Below are 18,118 nucleotides of genomic sequence, written 5' to 3'. Positions count from 1 at the left end.
TCCCGGTGAGTGATCGTGGGTGAGCACCCCGAAGACGTGCACCACTTTCCGGCCCGGGGGCGAGAACCTTCCGCGAGGCGAGAGCAGGCACGGTCCATGGCGACTTCGCGCAGCCCCTCGGTGCCCGTGCCGGAGCACAACTGCCGTCGGCCCTCCGGCTGTTGGAGAACTCCGGTGCAGCCGGGTCACGCTCACCGAGTACAGCGGCCTCGGACCGCGCAGCGCGAGACAACGAAGTGATGAGGCGGACATGAGCGAAGAGACGATCTCCCCGGCGCCGCCGCCCGTGCGGGACTGGCCGGTCGTCGACCTGCCCGGTACCGACTTCGACCCGGTGCTGGCCGAGTTGATGCGCGAGGGCCCGGTCACCCGCGTCTCGCTGCCCAACGGCGAGGGCTGGGCCTGGCTGGTGACCCGACACGACGACGTCCGGACGGTCACCGACGACCCCCGGTTCGGCCGTGCGGCGGTCATCGACCGGCAGATCACCCGGCTCGCCCCGCACTTCGTCCCGGCGCGCGGAGCGGTCGGCTTCCTGGACCCGCCCGACCACACCCGGCTGCGCCGCTCGGTGGCCGCCGCCTTCACGGCGCGGGGCGTGGAGCGGGTGCGGGAGCGGTCCCGCGGGATGCTCGACCGACTGGTCGACGCCATGCTGGAGGCCGGACCGCCCGCCGACCTCACCGAGGCCGTGCTGAGACCCTTCCCCATCGCGGTGATCTGCGAGCTGATGGGAGTGCCGGCCGCCGACCGGCACGCCATGCACACCTGGACCCGGCTGATCCTGTCCTCGTCGCACGGCGCCGAGGTCGGCGAGCGGGCCGAGCACGAGATGAACGCCTACTTCGCCGATCTCGTCGCACTCCGCTCGGACAGCGCCGATCAGGACGTGGCCTCGCTGCTGGGCGCCGCCGTGGGCCGGGACGAGATCGCGCTGGAGGAGGCCGTGGGGCTCGCCGTGCTGCTGCAGATCGGCGGCGAGGCGGTCACCAACAACAGCGGGCAGATGTTCCACCTGCTGCTGACCCGCCCCGAACTCGCCGAACGCCTGCGCGCCGAACCGGAGATCCGCCCCCGGGCCGTCGACGAGCTGCTGCGCTGGATTCCCCATCGCAACGCCGTCGGGCTGTCCCGGATCGCCCTGGAGGACGTGGAGGTCAAGGGGGTGCGGATCCGGGAGGGCGACGCGGTCTACGTGTCGTACCTGGCGGCGAACCGCGACCCGGAGGTCTTCGCCGACCCGGACGCGATCGACTTCGACCGGAGCCCCAACCCGCACGTGTCCTTCGGCTCCGGACCGCACTACTGCCCCGGCGGGATGCTGGCCCGGCTGGAGTCGGAGCTGCTCGTCGACACCGTCCTGGACCGGGTGCCGGGTCTGAGGCTCGCGGTGCCGGCCGAGGAGGTGCCCTTCAAGAAGGGCGCGCTGATCCGCGGGCCCGAGGCCCTGCCGGTGACCTGGTGAGCGGGCTCGTGGCGGCGGAGACCGGTTCGCACTCGCGCATGGCCTCGTGGTCCCGGACCACGAGGCCGTCGAGGCGCTGCGGGCGAAGTACGGCAGCGAGCGGCTGACGCCGCCCAGGCATCGTCAGCGGATCGGCATCCCGGCCAGCGTCCGGGCGATCACCAGCCGCTGGATCTCGCTCGTCCCCTCGAAGATGGTGTAGATCGCGGAGTCGCGGTGCATGCGCTCCACCGGGTACTCCCGGGTGTAGCCGTTGCCGCCCAGGATCTGGATCGCCTGGGCGGTCACCTTCTTCGCCGTCTCGCTCGCGAACAGCTTGGACATCGAGCCCTCGGCCGCCGTGAACGGCTTGCCGTTGATCGCCATCCAGGAGGCGCGCCACACCAGCAGCCGTGCCGCGTCGATCGACGTCCGCATGTCCGCGAGCTGGAAGGCCACCCCCTGGTTGTCGATGATCGGGCGGCCGAACTGCTCGCGCGTCTGCGCGTATTCGAGGGCGACCTCGTAGGCGGCCCGTGCGGTGCCCACGGCCATGGCGCCGACCGCGGGGCGGGACGCCTCGAAGGTGGCCATCGCGGCGTTCTTCACGCGCTCGCCGCCCTTCCCCGCCTTCTCCCGGGCACGGGCCAGGCGGGCGTCCAGCTTCTCCTTGCCGCCGAGCAGACAGGAGCCGGGGACGCGCACACGGTCCAGGACGACCTCGGCGGTGTGCGAGGCGCGGATGCCGTGCTTCTTGAACTTCTGGCCCTGGGACAGGCCGGGGGTGTCCGGCGGGACGATGAAGGAGGCGTGGCCCTTGGAGCCCAGCTCCGGGTCGACGGCCGCGACCACCACGTGGACGTTGGCGATGCCGCCGTTGGTGGCCCAGGTCTTGGTGCCGTCCAGCACCCACTCGTCCTTGGCCTCGTCGTACACCGCGCGGGTGCGCATGGAGGCCACGTCGGAACCGGCGTCCGGCTCGGAGGAGCAGAACGCGGCGACCTTGACGTCGTCGGCGTCGCCGTACATCTGGGGGATCCAGGTGCCGATCTGCTCCTCGGTGCCGTTGGCGAGGACACCGACGGCGGCGAGACCGGTGCCGACGATCGACAGGGCGATGCCCGCGTCGCCCCAGAACAGCTCCTCCATCGCCATGGGGATGCCGAGGCCGGTGGAGTCGAAGTACTGCTGTGCGTAGAAGTCCAGGGAGTAGATGCCGACCTTGGCGGCCTCCTGGATGACCGGCCAGGGGGTCTCCTCACGCTCGTCCCATTCGGCGGCCGCGGGGCGGATGACGTCGGCCGCGAAGCCGTGCAGCCAGTCCCGGACCTCCTTCTGTTCGTCGTTGAGTTCCATGGTGAACCCGGCCATGTCCCCTCCAGTGACGCACATGGTGTTACTTACGGTAACGCGAGTCTGTTACCGGTGGGTAGTGAAAGTCAACTCCCGAGGCCCCCTCGCCCTCCCGTTCGATGCCGGGTGCCCGGCGAGTGTTACTTTGCGCAGGCGTCACCGAACCAGCACGGGTGGGGAGAGCACATGGACACCACGCAGCGGACCGACCAGCAGCGGTCCGCCGACCGCCGGCGCGAACTGCTCGAGGCCGCCGACCGGGTGGTGCTGCGCGAGGGCCCGCATGCCTCGATGAACGCCATCGCCGCCGAGGCCGGTATCACCAAGCCGATCCTCTACCGTCACTTCGGCGACAAGAGCGGACTCTACGCCGCGCTCGCCAGACGGCACACGGATGCCCTCCTCGCCTCGCTGCGGGCCGCCCTGGACGCCCCGGCGGAGCGGCGGCAACGCGTCGAGGCCACCCTGGACACCTATCTCGCGGCCATCGAGGCACGCCCGCAGGTGTACCGCTTCCTGATGCATCCGGCGGAGGGCAGCGCCACCCCTGTCGACCAGGCCGACCAGGCCGACCAGGGCTTCGACGTCGGCAAGCACTCGGCGCCGCTGCTGCGCCGCATGGGCGAGGAGCTGGCCCAGGTCATCGAGGAGCGCCTCGACGTCGGGCCGGGCACCCAGCAGCTCGCCCGGGTCTGGGGACACGGCATCGTCGGCATGATGCACGCCGCCGGCGACTGGTGGCTCGGGGAGCGCCCCTGCCCCCGGGAGGATTTGGTCCGCACCCTGGCCGACCTGCTGTGGGGCCGCCTCGCCGAGGCCGGCGACAAGGCGGGCGGCCCGGGGTTCTGACGCTCCCCTGCCGGGCGCCGCTCAGCGGGACCAGGACGCCCGTGCCGCCCGGCGCATCAGCCTGCGGTGGCGCCGGCCCGTCAGGCGATCGGCGTACACCCGCCCCTCCAGATGGTCGCACTCGTGCTGGAGACACCGCGCGAAGAATCCCGTCCCGCGCACGGTGACCGGCTCCCCGGTCACCGTGCGGCCCGTCACGACCGCCTCGTCGTGGCGTTCGGTCCCGGCCTCCAGGCCCGGCAGCGAAAGACAGCCCTCCGGCCCGCGCACCACCACCCCGCCCGTCCCGACGAGCCGCGGGTTCACCACATGGCCGAGGTGGCGCTCGTCCTCGTCGTCCGGGCAGTCGTACACGAAGACCCGCACCGCCTCGCCGATCTGGTTCGCGGCCAGGCCCACACCCTGGGCGGCGTACATGGTCGCGAACAAGTCCTCCACAAGGGAGGCCAGTTGCGGGCCGAAGTCCGTGACCTCCTCGCAGGGCGCGTGCAGGACGGGGTCGCCGAGGAGGCCGAGGGGACGGACGCGCCCGTGGGCGCCCGGGATGGAGCCGTGTCGCATGGCGGCCAGAGTAAGGTCCCTGTGTCCCCCGGCGGCCCGCGCCCACCGCCAAAACCCCGTGGCCGGTGCCGCGATTCGGGAGTGCGAACGGATCTCGATAGGCTGAGCCCCACACCACGTGGCCGGCAGGCTTCAGGCGCGGCGCGTACGCAAGGAGGATCGAGGACTGATGGCAGGCAACTCGGACCCGCTCTCGCCGCGGGCCAAGATCGCCGTGACCGCGGGCAAGGCGGTCGCGGCGGCATCGCGCGCCGCGGGGCGCGGCAGCGGTTCGGTGATCGGCGGCCGGGTGGCGCTGAGACTCGACCCCGACCTCCTCGCCCGGCTCGCCCAGAACCTGGACGTGACCCTGGTCTCGGCGACGAACGGCAAGACCACCACCACCCGGCTGATCGCCGAGGCGCTCGGCGCCGCCGGACCGGTCGTGTCCAACGCGCTCGGTGCCAACATGCCGGCCGGCATCACCTCGGCGCTCGCGGGCGGCTCGGAGGCCCGCTACGGCGTCATCGAGGTCGACGAGAAGTACCTGGCCGGCGTCGCCCGGGACACCGACCCGAAGTGCATCGCCCTGCTCAACCTCTCCCGCGACCAGCTCGACCGCGCCGCCGAGACCCGGATGCTCGCCGAGAACTGGCGTGAGGGCCTGGCCGGTTCGAAGGCCGTGATCGTCGCCAACGCCGACGACCCGCTCGTGGTGTGGGCCGCCTCCTCCTCCCCCAACGTGATCTGGGTCGCCGCCGGGCAGATGTGGAAGGACGACGCCTGGTCCTGCCCGTCCTGCGGCGGTGTGATGCAGCGTCCGGGCGACGACTGGTTCTGCGGCGAGTGCGGCTTCCGGCGCCCCACGCCCAGCTGGGCGCTGTCCGGCGACCACGTCCTCGACCCGCACGGCTCCGCCTGGCCGATCCACCTCCAGCTGCCGGGCCGCGCCAACAAGGCCAACGCCGCCTCCTCGGCTGCCGTCGCCGCCGTCTTCGGGGTGCCGCCGCAGGTCGCCCTGGAGCGCATGTACCAGGTGCAGGCGGTCGCCGGACGCTACGACGTGGTGCAGTTCCAGGGCCGCGACCTGCGGCTGCTGCTCGCCAAGAACCCGGCGGGCTGGCTGGAGACCTTCTCCCTGATCGACCCGCCGCCGGCCCCGGTGATCCTCTCGGTGAACGCGCGCGGCGCCGACGGCACCGACACCTCCTGGCTGTGGGACGTGGACTACACCCGGCTCACCGGCCACCCGATCTGCGTGGTCGGCGACCGCAAGCTGGACCTCGCGGTGCGTCTGGAGGTCGCGAACCAGCAGTTCCAGGTGTGCGAGGACCTCGACCAGGCGGTGCAGCTGTGCCCGCCCGGACGCGTCGAGGTCATCGCGAACTACACCGCATTCCAGGACCTGCGCCGCCGCGTCGGCAACTGACCGCGAGACTTCAGGGGACTTTCGTGAGCGACAACCAACTGCGCATCGTCTGGATCTACCCGGACCTGCTCAGCACCTACGGCGACCAGGGCAACGCCCTCGTCGTGGAGCGGCGGGCCAGGCAGCGCGGCCTCGACGTGGCGCGGCTCGACGTGCGCAGCGACCAGCCGATCCCGACCTCCGGCGACATCTACCTGATCGGCGGCGGCGAGGACCGCCCGCAGCGGCTCGCGGCCGAGCGGCTGCGCCGCGACGGCGGTCTGCACCGGGCGGTGGAGAACGGCGCGATCGTCTTCTCCGTCTGCGCCGGCTACCAGATCCTCGGCCACGAGTTCATCAACGACCTCGGCCAGCGCGAGCCGGGCCTCGGCCTGCTCGACGTGGTCTCCACCCGCGGCGAGGGCGCGCGGTGCGTGGGCGACGTACTCGGCGACATCGACCCGCGCCTTGGCCTGCCCCCGCTGACCGGCTTCGAGAACCACCAGGGCGTCACCCGCCTCGGCCCCGGCTCCCGACCGCTCGCCCAGGTCCGCTTCGGCAACGGCAACGGCACGGGCGACGGTACGGAGGGGGCGTACAACGACACGGTCTTCGGTACGTACATGCACGGTCCCGTGCTGGCCCGCAACCCGCTGATCGCGGACCTGCTGCTCAAGCTGGCCCTCGACGTGAACGCGCTGCCGCCCACCGACGACCGCTGGTACGAGGCGCTGCGCAACGAGCGCATCGCGGCGGCCCAGCAGCCCGCCTGACCCGTGCGGACGGCCCGTCTGACGGCCCGTCCGCACAGGTGAGCGGGCCCGTCCAGCAGGCGGACGCACGGTTCGGTCCCGCCGCCCGATGCCGCTAGGGTGGCGGGAATCGAGCCGGACAGCGCGGTCCGGCCCCCGAGCCATTCGAGAAGGTATTCCGGGCTATGCGCATTGGTGTCCTCACCTCCGGCGGTGACTGCCCCGGCCTGAACGCCGTCATACGGTCCGTCGCGCATCGTGCCGTGGTCGACCACGGCGACGAGGTCATCGGCTTCCGGGACGGCTGGAAGGGCCTCCTGGAGTGCGACTACGTCAAGCTCGACCTCGACGCGGTCAGTGGCATCCTGGCCCGCGGCGGCACCATACTCGGCTCCTCCCGGGTGCGCCCCGAGCATCTGCGGGACGGCGTGGAGCGCGCCAGGGGGCATGTCGCGGAACTCGGCCTCGACGCGATCATCCCGATCGGCGGCGAGGGCACGCTGAAGGCGGCCCGGCTGCTGTCCGACAACGGACTGCCGATCGTGGGCGTGCCCAAGACCATCGACAACGACATAGCGGTCACCGACGTCACCTTCGGCTTCGACACGGCCGTCACCGTCGCCACCGAGGCACTGGACCGGCTGAAGACCACCGCCGAGTCGCACCAGCGGGTGCTGATCGTGGAGGTCATGGGCCGGCACACCGGCTGGATCGCGCTGCACTCGGGCATGGCGGCCGGCGCCCACGCCGTCGTCGTACCGGAGCGGCCCTTCGACATCGACGAGTTGGCCGCGAAGGTCGGCGAGCGTTTCTCGGCGGGCAAGCGGTTCGCGATCGTGGTGGCCGCGGAGGGCGCCAAGCCGAAGCCCGGCACCATGGACTACGACGAGGGCGGCAAGGACGTCTACGGCCACGAGCGCTTCGCCGGCATCGCCCGCCAGCTCTCGATCGAGCTGGAGGAGCGGCTCGGCAAGGAGGCCCGGCCGGTGATACTCGGACACGTCCAGCGCGGCGGCACACCGACGGCGTACGACCGGGTGCTGGCCACCCGGTTCGGCTGGCACGCCGTGGAGGCGGTGCACCGCGGGGAGTTCGGGATGATGACGGCGCTGCGCGGCACCGACATCGAGATGGTGTCGCTGGCCGAGGCCGTGGAGACGCTGAAGACGGTGCCGGACTCGCGGTACGCGGAAGCGGAGTGCGTTCTCTGAGGGTCCGCGGGCCACGCACGACGACAGGCCGCCCCCGGTCGCAGCCGCGGCCGGGGGCGGTTCTACTCTGGTGCGGACAGACAGCGCTCAACCCCCACGAAACAGGAGCCGGCGGATGGATCACAGCGGGCACGGCATGCCGACGGATCTGCCGCCGTTCACGCTGGAGCGGGGTCTCGCCTGGTCGGCCGACTCCTTCTTCCTCATCGCCTGCCTCCTGGCCCTGGCCCTGTACGGCTGGGGCGTGGTCCGTCTGGTGCGGCGCGGCGACAGGTGGCAGGTGGGCCGGACCGTGTCCTTCGTCGCCGGTGTGCTGAGCGTCGGGCTGATGATGTGCACCGCGCTCAACGACTACGGCATGGTCATGTTCAGCGTGCACATGGTCCAGCACATGGTGATCAGCATGGTCACGCCGATCCTGCTGCTGCTCGGCGCCCCGATCACGCTGGCCCTGCGGGCGCTGCCGCCCGCGGGCCGTGGCCGCAAGGGGCCCCGCGAGCTGCTGCTGATGCTGCTGCACAGCCACTACATGCGGATCATCACGCATCCCGCGTTCACCATCCCGATGTTCATCGCGAGCCTGTACGCGCTGTACTTCACCCCCCTCTTCGACTTCCTGATGGGCTCCCAGGTCGGGCACGTCGCGATGATGGTGCACTTCCTCGCCGTCGGGGTGGTGTTCTTCTGGCCGATCATGGGCGTGGACCCGGGCCCGCACCGGCCCGGCTACCTGATGCGCATGCTGGAGCTGTTCGCGGGCATGCCCTTCCACGCGTTCTTCGGGATCGCGCTGATGATGGCGTCCTCGCCGATGGTCGAGACGTTCAAGAACCCGCCGGCCTCCCTGGGCATCGACGCGCTCACCGACCAGAACGCGGCAGGCGGCATCGCCTGGGCCTTCAGCGAGGTCCCGTCCGTGCTTGTGCTGCTGGCGCTGCTGTTCCAGTGGTACGCCTCGGAGGAGCGCCAGGCCAGGCGCTCCGACCGGGCCGCCGACCGCGACGGCGACAAGGAACTCGAGGCGTACAACGCCTATCTGGCCTCGCTGAACACACACGGCGGCTGAGCACGCGGTTTCACCCGACTGGCCCCCGGCGTCCCGCGCGCCGGGGCGCCCTCCCCCGGCGCGGTCCCGGACGGCCCCGGTGCCCGGAAATCCGGCCCACATCTCGCCGTACGCACCGTGCGAGGCAGAACCAGGGCACCATGGAGGGGAACGGACCAGAGGAGGGTGTCGCGATGCCCGGTTCCACGGACAGTTCGACGAAGACGATGGGGGCGCTCACCATCGGCGGCCTGGTCGCGGTGACGGCCTACACGGTGGCGCTCGGCAGCAACGGCTGGCTGTGGTTCGGCTGGGTGGTGCTGGGGCTGATCACCCTGGGACTGGTGGCCACCCGCAGCGCGTGAGCCCCGCGGGGGGCGCCCGACGACTCACTCGCGGCCGAGCCGGCCCGCCGAGTGCACGCCCGGCTGGTACTTCGGCAGCCGGACCGTGATCTTCATGCCCGCGCCGACGGCGGTCTCGATGACGAGGCCGTGGTCGTCTCCGTAGACCTGGCGGAGGCGGTCGTCGACGTTGGACAGCCCGATGCCGCCCGACGGGCTGACCTCGCGCGCGAGGATGCGGCGCAGCAGCGCGGGGTCCATTCCGGCGCCGTCGTCCTCGATGACGACCAGCGCCTCGGCGCCCGCGTCCTGCGCGGTGATCTGGATGCGGCACCGGTCGGCCTTGCCCTCCAGGCCGTGCTTGACCGCGTTCTCGACGAGCGGCTGCAGGCAGAGGAAGGGCAGGGCGACCGGCAGCACCTCGGGGGCGACCTGGAGGGTGACGGCGAGGCGGTCCCCGAAGCGGGCCCGTACCAGCGCCAGGTAGTGGTCGATGGCGTGCAGCTCGTCGGCGAGGGTGGTGAAGTCCCCGTGCCTGCGGAACGAGTAGCGGGTGAAGTCGGCGAACTCCAGGAGCAGCTCGCGGGCGCGCTCGGGGTCGGTGCGCACGAAGGACGCGATCACCGCGAGCGAGTTGAAGATGAAGTGCGGGGAGATCTGGGCCCGCAGTGCCTTGATCTCGGCCTCGATGAGCCGGGTGCGGGACTGGTCGAGGTCGGCCAGCTCCAGCTGGACGGAGACCCAGCGGGCGACCTCGCCGGCCGCCCGGACCAGGACGGCCGACTCGCGGGGCGCGCAGGCGACGAGGGCGCCGTGCACCCGGTCGTCGACGGTGAGCGGGGCGACGACCGCCCAGCGCACCGCGCAGTCGGGGGTGTCGCAGGTGAGCGGGAAGGCCTCGCCGCGGCCGGACTCCAGCGGTCCCGCGAGGCGTTCCATGATCTCGGCGCGGTGGTGGGCGCCGGCGCCGTCCCAGACCAGGACCTCCTTCAGGTCGGTCAGGCACAGCGCGTCCGTGCCCAGCAGGGAGCGCAGCTTGCGGGCCGACTTGCCGGCGGTCTCCTCGGTGAGCCCCGCCCGCAGCGGGGGCGTGGCCAGGGAGGCGGTGTGCAGGGTCTGGAAGGTGGCGTGCTCGACCGGGGTGCCCAGGCCGCCGAGGTGCTGCGGGCGGGCGGTGCGCCGCCCCAGCCAGAAGCCGGCGGCCAGCAGGGGGAGGACGGCGACGACCAGGCCGGCCAGGAAACCGCCCATGGAGCCGCTCACGGGGTGGCCTCCTCGCGCGGGCCGCCCGCCTGCGCACGGGGCTGCGGTGGACGGGGCTCCTGGGAAGGGCCCGTGCGCAGGTCGTCCGCGCGCAGCTCCTCGGTGCCGAGTTCTTCCGGCAGATGGAAGCGGGCCAGGATCGCCGCCGTCCCGGCCGGCACCCGCCCCGGGGTGGCCAGGGAGACCAGCACCATGGTGAGGAAGCCCAGCGGCACCGACCACAGGGCGGGCCAGGCCAGCAGCGCGTGCAGCGCGCCGCCGCCGCCCGGGAAGCCGGCCATGGTGGCGGCCACGGCGAGCAGGGCGGAGCCGCCGCCCACCAGCATCCCGGCCGCCGCTCCCGGCGGGGTGAGCCGCCGCCACCAGATGCCGAGGACCAGCAGCGGGCAGAAGGAGGACGCGGACACGGCGAAGGCGAGGCCGACCGCGTCGGCCACGGGCAGCCCGCCGACCAGCGCGCTCGCCGCCAGCGGCACGGCCATGGCCAGGAGGGTGCCGAGCCGGAAGTGCGGGACCGCGCGGGACGGCAGCACGTCCTGGGTGAGGACGCCCGCGACGGCCATGGTCAGCCCCGACGCGGTGGACAGGAACGCGGCGAAGGCGCCGCCTGCGACCAGCGCGCCGAGCAGGTCGCCGCCCACTCCCCCGATCATCCGGTCCGGCAGCAGCAGTACGGCGGCGTCGGCGTCGCCGGTGAGGGTCAGCTCCGGGGCGTAGAGGCGGCCGAGGGCGCCGTAGACGGGCGGCAGCAGGTAGAAGGCGCCGATCAGGCCGAGGACGGCGACGGTGGTGCGGCGGGCGGCGACGCCGTGCGGGCTGGTGTAGAAGCGCACCACGACGTGCGGCAGGCCCATGGTGCCCAGGAAGGTGGCGAGGATCAGGCCGTACGTGGCGTACAGCGGGCGTTCCGTGCGGCTCTCGGCCCGGGAGGGCGACAGGGCGTCGTCGGCGCCCTGTCCGGCGGAGGGGACCGGGGTGTTCTCGGCGAAGGTGAGGCGGGTGCCGGCCTCGACGCGATGGGTGCCGGTGGGCAGGCCGACCCGGGTGCCGTCGTGGGCGCGGCCGTCCACGGTGCCGTCGACGGTGACCGCCAGCGGCCGGTCGAGCTTGAGGGTGAGGGTGTCCTCGATCCGGACGGAGCGCTGCTCGCGGAAGGTGGCGGGTTCCTCGAAGGGGCGGCCGGGTGCTCCGTCGCGCTGCCAGGCGAGGACCAGGAAGAGGGCGGGGACGAGCAGGGCGGTGAGCTTCAGCCAGTACTGGAAGGCCTGGACGAAGGTGATGCTGCGCATGCCGCCGGCGGCGACTATGGCGGCGACGACGACGGCGACGATCACGCCGCCCAGCCAGTCGGGCGCCCCGCTCAGCACGGTCAGGGTGAGTCCGGCGCCCTGCAACTGGGGCAGCAGGTAGAGCCAGCCGACGCCGACCACGAAGGCGCCCGCCAGCCGCCGTACCGCCGGGGAGGTGAGCCGGGCCTCGGCGAAGTCGGGCAGCGTGTAGGCGCCGGAGCGGCGCAGCGGGGCGGCGACGAAGAGCAGCAGGACCAGATAGCCGGCGGTGTAGCCGACCGGGTACCAGAGCATGTCGGGGCCCTGGACGAGGACCAGTCCCGCGATGCCGAGGAAGGACGCGGCGGAGAGGTACTCGCCGCTGATGGCGGCGGCGTTGAGGCGGGGGCCGACGGTGCGGGAGGCGACGTAGAAGTCGGAGGTGGTGCGGGAGATGCGCAGGCCGAAGGCGCCGACGAGGACGGTGGCGACGGCGACGAGGGCGACGGCGGGTATGGCGTAGCTGGAGTTCATCGCGCCTCGTCACCCGGCGGCGTCGGTATGGGCGGTCTCATCGGTCCTCGACGAGGCGCACGAAGTCGCGTTCGTTGCGCTCGGCGCGGCGCACGTACCAGCGGGCGAGCAGGACCAGCGGGGCGTACAGGCCGAAGCCGAGGACGGCCCATTCCAGACGGCGGGCGTCGGGCATCGCCGCGAACAGCAGCGGCAGCGGCGCGACGAGGAGCCCGAGGACCGCGAAGGCGGTGAGTCCGGCGCGCAGTTGACTGCGCATCAGGGAGCGCACGTAGGTGTGCCCGAGGGTGGTCTGCTCGTCGATCTCGGTGCGCGGGCGGTAGTAGCCGGAGGCCCGCCGGGTGCGTCTGGGCGGGCCGGTGACGGTGACGCGGCGTTCGGTGGGGTCCTGGGGCATGGTCACGGCCTCCGCATGAGCAGGTCCCGCAGTTCGCGGGAGTGGCGCCGGCTGACCTGGAGTTCCTCGGTGCCGACCAGGACGCTGACGGTGCCCGCGTCCAGGCGCAGTTCGCCGATGTGGTGCAGGGCGACGAGGTGGCGGCGGTGGATGCGGACGAAGCCGCGGGCGCGCCAGCGCTCCTCCAGGGTGGACAGCGGGATGCGGACGAGGTGACTGCCCTTGTCGGTGTGCAGCCGGGCGTAGTCGCCCTGGGCCTCGACATGGGTGATGTCGTCGACGGGCACGAACCGGGTGACGCCGCCGAGTTCCACGGTGACGTGGTCGGGGTCGGGTTCGTGCACGGGGACGCGCGGGGCGGGGGCCGCGGTGCCCAGGCGTTCGACGGCGCGGCGGACCGCCTCGGCGAGCCGTTCCCTGCGGACGGGTTTGAGCACGTAGTCGACGGCCTTGAGGTCGAAGGCCTGGACGGCGAAGTCCTCGTGCGCGGTGACGAACACGACCAGCGGCGGGCGGGCGAACCCGGTCAGCAGCCGGGCGAGGTCCAGCCCGTCGAGGCCGGGCATCTGGATGTCGAGGAAGACGACATCGATGGCGTCCGGCCCGTCGGGGCCCGATTCCAGGGCCCGGTTGATGCGGCGCAGCGCCTCGGTCGCGTCGCTCGCGCCCTCCGCCGTTCCGATGCGGGGATCCGCGTTGAGCAGGTACACGAGTTCCTCGAGCGTGGGGCCTTCGTCGTCGACAGCCAGGGCGCGCAGCATGAAGGTGGAGTGTAGGAGCAATCCGTACGCCTGCACACGTCCCCGACATGGACGTATCCGCTGGATACAGTGCCGGCATGAACAGCAGGCCCGCCGCCTTCGACGAACTCGACCGGAAGATCGTGACCGCCCTGATGGCGAACGCCAGGACGTCCTTCGCCGAGATCGGCGCGGAGGTCGGGCTGTCCTCGACGGCGGTCAAGCGCCGGGTGGACCGGCTGCGCGAGACCGGGGTGATCACCGGGTTCACGGCGACGGTGCGGCCCTCCGCGCTGGGCTGGCGCACCGAGGCGTACGTGGAGGTGTACTGCGAGGGGGCGGCTCCGCCGAGGCGGCTGGCGGAGGTCGCGCGCGGCTATCCGGAGATCACGGCGGCGATGACGGTGACCGGCGGGGCGGACGCGCTGCTGCATGTGCGGGCGCGGGACGTGGAGCACTTCGAGGAGGTGCTTGAGCGGATCCGGGCCGAGCCGTTCATCCGGAAGACGATCAGTGTGATGGTGCTGTCCCATCTGATCCAGGACGCCCCGGAGGCCGGTGCGAGCCATCCGGCGCCCGAGGGGACCGCTCCGGACGCAACGGATGTGCGCTGACCAGCCCCAAGACGCAGCATTCGTGCGTACACACGCAGCTTTGATCACTTGTCGTTCGTCGGCTTCCCTTTCTACGGTGGTGTCATCCCTCAGTCACGACCCGTTAGGAAGCGGAGGAACCCCTCTGTGTCCGACTCTCGTGTACCGCGCCGACGGCGCTTTCTCGTCTGCGAACCCAGACACTTCGCCGTGCAGTACGCCATCAACCCGTGGATGAGCCCCGACCGGCCCGTCGACGTCATCCGCGCCCTCGACCAGTGGCAGGCACTGGTCAACGTCTACCGCGCCCACGGCCACACCGTCGATGCCGTGGGGCCGGTGCCGGGTCTGCCCGACATGGTCTTCGCGGCGAACTGCGCGGTCGTCGTCCAGGGGCGGGTCTTCGGCTCCCTCTTCCACGCGCCCGAGCGCCGTCCCGAGTCCGTGCCCTTCGAGGCGTGGTTCAAGGCGGAGGGCTTCGAGGTGCACCATCCCGAGACGGTCTGCGAGGGCGAGGGCGACCTGGTCCCGGCCGGCCGCTGGATCCTGGCCGGCACCGGTTTCCGCACCAGCCGTGAGGCGCACCGCGAGGTCCAGGAGCACTTCGGCGTGCCGGTGATCTCGCTGACGCTGGTCGATCCGTACTTCTACCACCTGGACACGGCGCTGTTCGTCCTCGACGACGGGACGGACAAGGCCGGTGGGATCAGCGGGAGCGGTGGGAACATCGCCTACTACCCCGGGGCCTTCTCCCCCGGCAGCCGTGAGGTGCTGGAGCGGCTCTATCCGGACGCGGTGATCGCCACCCGTGAGGACGCCATGGCGTTCGGGCTCAACTCCGTCTCCGACGGGCGGCACGTGTTCATCTCGCCCGGGGCCCGGGGACTCGCCGACCGGCTGGCCGGCCTCGGCTATGTGCCCGTACCGGTCGACCTGTCCGAGTTCCACAAGGCCGGCGGCGGCATCAAGTGCTGCACCCAGGAGATCCGGGAGACCCGCTCATGACCGCACCCGCCCGCACCCGCGGCTCCCAGGAGCTGATCCGCGCGGAGGAGCCCGTCCTCGCGCACAACTACCACCCGCTGCCCGTGGTCGTGGCCCGCGCGCAGGGCGCGTGGGTGGAGGACGTGGAGGGCCGCCGCTATCTGGACATGCTGGCCGGCTACTCGGCGCTCAACTTCGGCCACCGCCACCCGGCCCTGATCGAGGCCGCCCACCGCCAGCTGGACCGGCTGACGCTCACCTCGCGCGCCTTCCACAACGACCGGCTCGCGGGGTTCGCCGAGCGGCTGGCCGCGCTGACCGGCACGGACATGGTGCTGCCGATGAACACCGGCGCCGAGGCGGTGGAGAGCGGCATCAAGGTGGCCCGCAAGTGGGCCTACGACGTGAAGGGCGTCCCGGCCGACCGGGCGACGATCGTGGTTGCGGCGGACAACTTCCACGGCCGTACGACGACGATCGTGAGCTTCTCCACCGACGAGACGGCCCGCGCCGGCTTCGGGCCCTTCACCCCGGGCTTCCGGATCGTGCCGTACAACGACCTGGCGGCCATGGAGGCGGCGGTCGACGAGACGACGGCGGCCGTGCTGATCGAGCCGATCCAGGGCGAGGCGGGCGTCCTGATCCCGGACGACGGCTATCTGGCCGGGGTGCGGGAGCTGACCCGCCGCGCGGGCTGCCTGTTCGTCGCGGACGAGATCCAGTCGGGGCTGGGCCGTACCGGGCACACGCTGGCCGTGGAGCACGAGTCGGTCGTCCCCGACGTGGTGCTGCTCGGCAAGGCGCTGGGCGGTGGCATCGTGCCGGTGTCGGCGGTGGTGGGCAGCCGTGAGGTGCTCGGCGTGCTGCACCCGGGCGAGCACGGTTCGACGTTCGGCGGCAACCCGCTGGCGGCCGCGGTCGGCACGGCGGTGGTGGAGCTGCTGGAGACGGGCGAGTTCCAGCGCCGGGCGGCCGGACTGGGCGAGGTGCTGCGCGAGGGTCTGACCGCCCTGGTGGGCAGGGGCGTCGTCGGCTTCCGCGCGCGGGGGCTGTGGGCGGGCGTCGACATCGACCCGGCGCTGGGCACCGGCCGCGAGATCAGCGAGCGGCTGATGCGCGAGGGCGTCCTCGTCAAGGACACCCACGGTTCCACGATCCGCCTGGCCCCGCCGCTGACCGTCACCGCCGAGGAGCTGGAGGGCGCGCTCGGGACGCTGGAGAAGGTCCTGACCGTCTGAGCGCCCGTGTCAGGGAGCGGCCCGGCCCCGGTCGAGCCGCTCCAGGTGCGCCAGGTTGTCCCGGTCCTCGGCGCCGTTGCCTGCCTCCCCGGCGAACCAGGCGCCGAGGATCTCCCGCAGCAGCGGCCCCGAGGTCAGCCGCAGGCCGCCCGCGAGCACATTGGCGTCGTTCCAGCGGCGGGCCCCGTCCGCCGCGCGGGCGTCGGCGCACAGGGCCGCCCGTACGCCCGGCACCTTGTTGGCGGCGATCGACGCGCCCGTGCCGGTCCAGCAGCACACCACCGCCTGGTCGGCGCTGCCGTCGGCGACATCGCGGGCCGCCCGCTCCGAGCACACCGCCCACCGCGGGTCCGCGCCGGGGCTCAGGGCGCCGTGCGTGCTGACCTCGTGGCCGCGCCCGCGCAGCTCTTCGACGAGGAGGCGGGCCACGGGTTCGTCCATGTCGGAGGAGACGGAAATCCGCATGCGGGAAGCGTACTCGCGCGGGCGGCTCACCTCATCGGCTCAACCGCATGACCGGAATCCGGACCGCACCCAGCATGATCGGGGGAACGGTACGACCCGAGAAACGCACGACCGAGCAGCGCTCCGCCCGGGTGGCTGCCCGTGGAAAGGGAGTCCGCCACGTCCCGCACCGAGAACGGCCAAGAACCCGACGCGTCGGCGATCCGCCGCCACCCGGCCCTGTTCCGGGCCATCAGGCGTCGGCAGAACCCGCGGCTGCGCCGGTCGGACATCACCATCACGGACGAGGCCGCGGTCCGGAGAGCGGTGAAGGCGGCCTCGCTCGGCAATGCCATGGAGTGGTTCGACTTCGGGATCTACGCCTACCTGGCGGGGACGATCGGCCGGGTGTTCTTCCCGTCCGGGAGCGAGACCGCGCAGTTGCTGTCCTCGTTCGCCACGTTCGCCGTGGCCTTCCTGGTGCGCCCGATCGGCGGCATGGTCTTCGGTCCGATGGGGGACAGGATCGGCCGCAAGAAGGTGCTCGCGCTGACGATGATCCTCATGGCGATCGGTACCGGCGCCATCGGGCTCATCCCCAGCTACGACTCGATCGGCTTCTGGTCGCCGCTCCTGCTGATCATGTTCCGGCTGCTCCAGGGCTTCTCCACCGGCGGCGAGTACGGCGGCGCCTCCACCTTCATCGCCGAGTACGCGCCGGACAAGCGGCGCGGCTTCTTCGGCAGCTTCCTGGAGCTGGGCACGCTGGCCGGGTACACCGGCGCCGCCACTCTCGTCACCGCCCTGACCACCGTGCTGGGCAGTGCCGGCATGGACTCCTGGGGCTGGCGCGTCCCCTTCCTGGCCGCGGCTCCGCTCGGCATGATCGGCGTCTACCTGCGGCTGCGGCTCGACGACACGCCCGCGTACCTGAAGCTCGGGGACTCCACCGTGCACATCTCGGAGGCCGCGACCGCGGTGGAGACCACCACCCGGGGCAGCCTCGCCACGATGTTCCGCAGCCACTGGCGGCCCCTGGTGCTGTGCATCGCGCTCGTGGGCGCCTACAACATCATCGACTACATGCTGCTGTCGTACATGCCGACCTATCTGTCGGACGAGCTGGACTACAGCGAGAGCCACGGGCTGATGATCCTGGTGGCGACCATGATCCTGCTGATGCTGATCATCAATCAGGTGGGCCGGCTGTCCGACCACTTCGGCCGCAGGCCCGTCCTGATGACCGGCATGGTCAGCTTCTTCGTCCTGGCCGCGCCGGCCTTCCTGCTGGTCCAGGAGGGAGGCCTGCTCGCCGTCTCGGCCGGAATGCTGATCCTCGGCCTGTCCCTGGTCTGTCTGCTCGGCACGATGTCGGCGGCGCTCCCGGCGATGTTCCCGACCAACGTCCGCTACGGGTCCCTCTCGGTCGGCTACAACCTGTCGGCGTCCCTGTTCGGCGGTACGACGCCACTGGTCATCACCGCCCTGATCAGTGTGACCGGCTCCGACATGATGCCCGCCTACTACGCGATGGCCGCCGCCCTCGTCGGTGTCGTGGCCGTGGCCTGCATGCAGGAAACCGCCCGGAAGCCGCTCGCGGGCTCCCCGCCCTCGGTGCAGACCGAGAGGGAGGCCGCGGAGATGGTCGAGTCGCGGGCCCCGACGCCGAGGTTCTGACGGCGCCGCGGCCGACGCACCGGGCCGGCCCGGC

General features: G+C 72.2%; 18 protein-coding genes. 11 read left to right on the top strand and 7 right to left on the bottom strand.

Going from position 1 to position 18,118, the window contains the following annotated elements; all coding sequences use genetic code 11:
• The first annotated feature begins 250 nt into the window (after window positions 1-250).
• A complete protein-coding gene (locus AC4IHM_RS28755; RefSeq protein ID WP_490869870.1) occupies window positions 251-1,465 on the top strand; it encodes a cytochrome P450 in 1,215 nt (404 codons plus the stop codon).
• Between the two features lie 123 nt (window positions 1,466-1,588).
• On the opposite strand, the gene AC4IHM_RS28750 is transcribed toward AC4IHM_RS28755, so the two are convergent.
• Window positions 1,589-2,815: an acyl-CoA dehydrogenase family protein gene (locus tag AC4IHM_RS28750; protein WP_490869869.1), complete on the bottom strand. Its 1,227-nt coding sequence runs from the start codon at window positions 2,813-2,815 to the stop codon at window positions 1,589-1,591.
• 168 nt (window positions 2,816-2,983) lie between these two features.
• Here AC4IHM_RS28750 and AC4IHM_RS28745 point away from each other — a divergent pair, with 168 nt between their 5' ends.
• A complete protein-coding gene (locus AC4IHM_RS28745) occupies window positions 2,984-3,646 on the top strand; it encodes a TetR/AcrR family transcriptional regulator (RefSeq protein ID WP_490869868.1) in 663 nt (220 codons plus the stop codon).
• Between the two features lie 21 nt (window positions 3,647-3,667).
• Here AC4IHM_RS28745 and def read toward each other — a convergent pair whose 3' ends face one another.
• Window positions 3,668-4,207: a peptide deformylase gene (def, locus tag AC4IHM_RS28740; RefSeq protein ID WP_490869867.1), complete on the bottom strand. Its 540-nt coding sequence runs from the start codon at window positions 4,205-4,207 to the stop codon at window positions 3,668-3,670.
• A gap of 169 nt (window positions 4,208-4,376) precedes the next feature.
• Here def and AC4IHM_RS28735 point away from each other — a divergent pair, with 169 nt between their 5' ends.
• The 5 genes from AC4IHM_RS28735 (at window position 4,377) to AC4IHM_RS28715 (ending at window position 8,967) form a co-directional block, all read left to right on the top strand.
• The gene (locus AC4IHM_RS28735) at window positions 4,377-5,615 is read left to right on the top strand and encodes a Mur ligase family protein (RefSeq protein ID WP_490869866.1); all 1,239 of its coding nucleotides are present in this window, start codon (window positions 4,377-4,379) and stop codon (window positions 5,613-5,615) included.
• A 23-nt stretch (window positions 5,616-5,638) separates the two neighbouring features.
• Window positions 5,639-6,367, top strand: a complete 729-nt coding sequence (locus AC4IHM_RS28730) for a type 1 glutamine amidotransferase (protein ID WP_490869865.1) — start codon at window positions 5,639-5,641, stop codon at window positions 6,365-6,367.
• 164 nt (window positions 6,368-6,531) lie between these two features.
• Window positions 6,532-7,557, top strand: coding sequence for a 6-phosphofructokinase (locus AC4IHM_RS28725; RefSeq protein WP_490869864.1), 1,026 nt, complete (start codon window positions 6,532-6,534; stop codon window positions 7,555-7,557).
• A gap of 115 nt (window positions 7,558-7,672) precedes the next feature.
• The gene (locus AC4IHM_RS28720; protein WP_490869863.1) at window positions 7,673-8,623 is read left to right on the top strand and encodes a cytochrome c oxidase assembly protein; all 951 of its coding nucleotides are present in this window, start codon (window positions 7,673-7,675) and stop codon (window positions 8,621-8,623) included.
• 173 nt (window positions 8,624-8,796) lie between these two features.
• Window positions 8,797-8,967 (top strand): hypothetical protein, encoded by a 171-nt coding sequence (locus tag AC4IHM_RS28715; RefSeq protein ID WP_016325678.1) that lies wholly within the window; start codon window positions 8,797-8,799, stop codon window positions 8,965-8,967.
• A gap of 24 nt (window positions 8,968-8,991) precedes the next feature.
• Here AC4IHM_RS28715 and AC4IHM_RS28710 read toward each other — a convergent pair whose 3' ends face one another.
• The 4 genes from AC4IHM_RS28710 to AC4IHM_RS28695 are packed head-to-tail and all read right to left on the bottom strand — an operon-like array spanning window position 8,992 to window position 13,169.
• Window positions 8,992-10,197, bottom strand: a complete 1,206-nt coding sequence (locus AC4IHM_RS28710; RefSeq protein ID WP_490870970.1) for a sensor histidine kinase — start codon at window positions 10,195-10,197, stop codon at window positions 8,992-8,994.
• 8 nt (window positions 10,198-10,205) lie between these two features.
• Complete coding sequence (locus AC4IHM_RS28705; RefSeq protein WP_490869862.1) at window positions 10,206-12,011, bottom strand: sodium/solute symporter; 1,806 nt, start codon at window positions 12,009-12,011, stop codon at window positions 10,206-10,208.
• A gap of 37 nt (window positions 12,012-12,048) precedes the next feature.
• Window positions 12,049-12,408 (bottom strand): hypothetical protein, encoded by a 360-nt coding sequence (locus AC4IHM_RS28700; RefSeq protein WP_490869861.1) that lies wholly within the window; start codon window positions 12,406-12,408, stop codon window positions 12,049-12,051.
• Between the two features lie 2 nt (window positions 12,409-12,410).
• A complete protein-coding gene (locus AC4IHM_RS28695; RefSeq protein WP_490869860.1) occupies window positions 12,411-13,169 on the bottom strand; it encodes a LytR/AlgR family response regulator transcription factor in 759 nt (252 codons plus the stop codon).
• A 77-nt stretch (window positions 13,170-13,246) separates the two neighbouring features.
• Between AC4IHM_RS28695 and AC4IHM_RS28690 the strand changes: the two genes are divergently transcribed.
• The 3 genes from AC4IHM_RS28690 (at window position 13,247) to rocD (ending at window position 15,963) form a co-directional block, all read left to right on the top strand.
• Window positions 13,247-13,762, top strand: coding sequence for an Lrp/AsnC family transcriptional regulator (locus tag AC4IHM_RS28690; protein WP_490869859.1), 516 nt, complete (start codon window positions 13,247-13,249; stop codon window positions 13,760-13,762).
• A gap of 126 nt (window positions 13,763-13,888) precedes the next feature.
• Entirely contained in the window at window positions 13,889-14,746 is an 858-nt protein-coding gene (ddaH, locus tag AC4IHM_RS28685; protein WP_490869858.1) for a dimethylargininase, read from the top strand.
• Complete coding sequence (gene rocD / locus AC4IHM_RS28680; RefSeq protein ID WP_490869857.1) at window positions 14,743-15,963, top strand: ornithine--oxo-acid transaminase; 1,221 nt, start codon at window positions 14,743-14,745, stop codon at window positions 15,961-15,963. The genes ddaH and rocD overlap by 4 nt, the downstream gene beginning before the upstream one ends.
• A 9-nt stretch (window positions 15,964-15,972) precedes the next feature.
• Here rocD and AC4IHM_RS28675 read toward each other — a convergent pair whose 3' ends face one another.
• The gene (locus AC4IHM_RS28675; protein WP_490869856.1) at window positions 15,973-16,428 is read right to left on the bottom strand and encodes an RpiB/LacA/LacB family sugar-phosphate isomerase; all 456 of its coding nucleotides are present in this window, start codon (window positions 16,426-16,428) and stop codon (window positions 15,973-15,975) included.
• A gap of 141 nt (window positions 16,429-16,569) precedes the next feature.
• On the opposite strand from AC4IHM_RS28675, the gene AC4IHM_RS28670 reads away from it, so the two are divergent.
• Window positions 16,570-18,084: an MFS transporter gene (locus AC4IHM_RS28670; RefSeq protein ID WP_490869855.1), complete on the top strand. Its 1,515-nt coding sequence runs from the start codon at window positions 16,570-16,572 to the stop codon at window positions 18,082-18,084.
• The last annotated feature ends 34 nt before the right edge of the window (window positions 18,085-18,118 follow it).

This window comes from Streptomyces sp. SL06 (assembly GCF_058244745.1).
The sequence above is the reverse complement of the archived record's forward strand: the minus strand, read 5'-3'. Positions and strand labels throughout refer to the sequence as shown.